The organism is Acidiphilium acidophilum (assembly GCF_033842475.1).
GTDB classification, from domain to species: domain Bacteria; phylum Pseudomonadota; class Alphaproteobacteria; order Acetobacterales; family Acetobacteraceae; genus Acidiphilium; species Acidiphilium acidophilum.
Genome location: NZ_JAWXYB010000019.1, coordinates 1 through 3,686, shown reverse-complemented (window position 1 = coordinate 3,686; position 3,686 = coordinate 1). Strand labels below are relative to the sequence as shown.

Annotated in this window: 2 protein-coding genes; one reads left to right on the top strand and one right to left on the bottom strand. The window is 62.8% G+C overall.

Annotated elements, in window-relative coordinates; translation table 11 throughout:
* Window positions 1-32: 32 nt before the first annotated feature.
* Window positions 33-2,918, bottom strand: a complete 2,886-nt coding sequence (locus SIL87_RS19970) for a Tn3 family transposase (RefSeq protein WP_319612450.1) — start codon at window positions 2,916-2,918, stop codon at window positions 33-35.
* A 125-nt stretch (window positions 2,919-3,043) separates the two neighbouring features.
* On the opposite strand from SIL87_RS19970, the gene SIL87_RS19965 reads away from it, so the two are divergent.
* Entirely contained in the window at window positions 3,044-3,658 is a 615-nt protein-coding gene (locus SIL87_RS19965; RefSeq protein WP_319612449.1) for a recombinase family protein, read from the top strand.
* The last annotated feature ends 28 nt before the right edge of the window (window positions 3,659-3,686 follow it).

Below are 3,686 nucleotides of genomic sequence, written 5' to 3'. Positions count from 1 at the left end.
GGGTCGTTTGCGGGAGGGGGCGAAATCCTACGCTAAGGTTTTGGCCAGCGATATTCTCCGGTGAGATTGATGTGTTCCCATCCGAGCGGCGAGACATGGGCCAGCAGATCGGGCGACAGCCATTTTCCATCGCGCTTCTGGTCGGCGACGACTTCGCCCAACTTCATGGTGTTCCAGAAGATGATGATGGCGGCGAGCAAGTTCATGCCAGCGATCCGGTAGTGCTGGCCTTCGGCGGAACGGTCGCGGATTTCGCCTCGCCGGTGGAAGCTGATGGCACGTTTAAGCGCGTGATGTGCCTCGCCCTTGTTGAGCCCAATCTGGGCACGGCGTTGCAGATCGGCATCCAGAATCCAGTCGATCATGAACAGGGTCCGCTCGACGCGACCGACCTCGCGCAAGGCTGTGGCCAGTTCGTTCTGCCGTGGATAGGAGGCGAGCTTGCGCAGAATCTGGCTGGGCGCGATGCTCCCGGCCGCGATGGTGGCGGCGATGCGCAGGATATCGGGCCAGTTGCGCTCGATCATGGCCTGATTGATTTTTCCGCCGATCATGGCCCGCAAGTGGGCCGGGGCGGCCGATGGATTGAACGCATAGAGCCGCTTGGACGGCAGATCGCGGATGCGGGGCGCGAACCGGTAGCCGAGAATGGCGCATGCGGCAAAGACGTGATCGGTGAAGCCGCCCGTGTCGGCGAACTGCTCGCGGATATGGCGGCCGGCGTCGTTCATGAGCAGGCCGTCGAGGATGTAAGGGGCTTCGCTCGCCGTCGCGGGGATCACCTGGGTTGCAAACGGCGCGTACTGGTCCGAGACGTGACTGTAGGCTTTCAAGCCGGGGGTATTGCCATATTTTGCGTTGACCAGGTTCATGGCCTCGCCTTGCTCTGTCGCGGCGAAGAACTGGCCGTCGCTCGAAGCCGAGGTGCCCATGCCCCAGAGCTGGGCCATGGGTAACGCCGCCTGCGCCTCGACCACCATGGCCAGTGCCCGGTCGTAGGCTTCGCCTTCGACATGCCACCGTCCAATGCGGATCAACTCCCAGAAGGTGTGGGTGTTTGTGGCGTCAGCCATCTTGCGCAGGCCGAGGTTGATCCCTTCCGCAAGGATGACGTTCATCAGCCCGATCCGGTCGGCGCAGGGCGCTCCCGTGCGCAGATGCGTGAAGGCCTCGCAGAAGCCGATCGCCGCATCCACCTCCAGCAGGAGGTCGGTGATCCGCGTGGGAGGAATCTGCTTGTAGAGATCGAGCACCAGGTCCTCGGAGCCGTCAGGCGCAGCAGCTTCGAGCTTCTCGATATGCAGAACGCCGTTTTCGATCGACCCGCCGGGAATTGTGCCGGTGCGCGCGGCGCGGCCCAGTTCGCGCAACCGGATATCGAGGCGAGCTTGCCGGTCCGTTAGCCATTCTTCCGGCCGCAATGGCACGGCGAGACGACCACCTTCCGCGATAGCCTGTGCAGGAACGAGAGCCTGTTTCAGATCACCATAGCGTCGGGATCTGGCCAGCCAGACATCCCCGGAACGGAACGCATCGCGCAGATGGAACAGCACCGCGATCTCCCAGAGGCGGGCGTCACCAGCCACCTGAGCCCGAAGATGGCGATGCCATTTCGAGCTCGGCCTCAGGAAGCCGGTCAGGGCCGCGTCGTTCAAACCGGTACGCAAAGCCATCACCGCTTCGAGAAGCGGCAGCGCGACAGGCGCAGCCCGTAGATCGAGCAGGCGCAACATGCGCGGAGCGTACCGGCGGAAACGGTGATAACCGTCGAGCACATGATTGAGAGGGTCGTCCGCCATGGTGGCGGTCAGCCTGGTTGCCATTGCAACAAGGGTTTTGAAGCCGTCCCACCCTGATCCGCTCGCGATGACGTCGCCCAGCGGCTGGCCATCATCCTGTGCATCGACCAGGGCACCGCCGATTTCGGCGAAGGATTTCAGGGCGTTGCGCACCGCGTTCGCTTCGTCGGCGACCTTGGCCTGGCAAATCCTTTCCGACGCCCGGTAGAGCCTGCCCACGATCCGGTCGTGGGTTTCCACCACGGCATCGGCAAGCACCGCCCGCCATTCCGACGCACAAACGGCCAGAATCGCAAGCCGCCTGTCTTCCGGGAGATCGCGCATGCCGTCGGCATAATACCGCTCGCCCTGCCTACGTAGACGTGTCACCCGATGGGCGGGAACTCCGGCCAGCAGATCATCGGGAAGATCGACACGTTGCAGGTATTCCAACCGGTCGAGCAGACGGTTGGCCGACGAAGAGTTCGAGCCTGGCTCGAACTGACGCAGCCACACGAAGCGGGTCACCCGATCGTCAGCCGTTTCCTCGAGCAAGGCCAGTAACTGTTCCCGGATCGGCTTGGACAACCGGCCGGCAATCCGCGTCTCGATTTGCCGCTCGGCATCGACCAGAGCCGTGGCGCAAAGCCGCTCGATCGTCGATGTTGCAGGAAGAACCGTGCAGGTGCGTCGACACTCCGCCACGAAGCGACGGGCGACGTCTTCGTTTGATACCGCCATCTCGGCTTCCCGAAGCAACCAGTCCTTCAGCTCGCGCGCTCCGCGTCCGGAGAAGGTGCGGAATCCATAGAGCGCCCGCAACTCGGCAAGATGCTCGTGCCGCGTTTCCTCGCGGGCGGCGTAGTCAACGAGATCATCGGCATGCAGGCCAAGCTGCGCTCCGATAAATTCGACGACCTCCGCCGGGATCAATTCGCCAGGCGCCAGTACGCGGCCGGGATAGCGCAGGACGCACAGTTGCAAGGCGAACCCGAACCTGTTGTGAGCGCGCCGGCGCTGCCTGATATGCCCGAGGTCCTCATCACTCAGTGTATAGTGCTTCAGCAAATCCGTCTGGGAGGTCGGCAGGCGCAGCAGTGCATCCTTCTGCCGATCGGTGAGAGTGACGCGACGCGGCATCCATGTTCCTTTTTCAAAATCCGGTAATGTTCAAGACGCTTTGTTTATGAAGCTGGTTGAGATACATTTCCAGCGAGCAAATCATTCGTGGCCAGCACGCCGCCTCAAACCAACGTTTAAGAAACATGCTGATCGGATACGCCCGCGTCTCCAAAGCCGACGGCTCCCAGTCCCTCGACCTGCAGCACGACGCCCTGCGTGCCGCCGGCGTTGAGCTGAACAACATCTATGAGGATCGCGCTTCCGGCAGCCATGATGATCGGCCTGGTCTGGCCGCCTGCCTGAAATCCTTGCGCTCCGACGATGTGCTGGTGATCTGGAAGCTCGATCGCCTCGGGCGCTCGCTCGCCCACCTGGTCAACACCGTGAAGGATCTGTCAGACCGCAAGATCGGCCTGCGTGTGCTGACCGGAAAGGGCGCTCAGATCGACACCACGACCGCATCCGGGCGCATGGTGTTCGGTATCTTCGCCACCCTGGCCGAGTTCGAGCGTGACCTGATCCGCGAACGGACCATGGCCGGTCTCGCCGCTGCCAGAGCGCGCGGACGAAAGGGCGGACGAAAATTCGCCCTGACCAGAGCACAGGTGCGCCTCGCCCAAGCCGCCATGGCCCAGCGCGACACTTCCGTTTCCGATCTGTGCAAGGAACTCGGGATCGAGCGCGTCACTCTCTACCGATATGTCGGACCGAAGGGCGAACTCAGGGACTATGGGAAGCGCGTTCTCGGCTTAGCGTAGGATTTCGCCCCCTCCCGCAAACAACCCC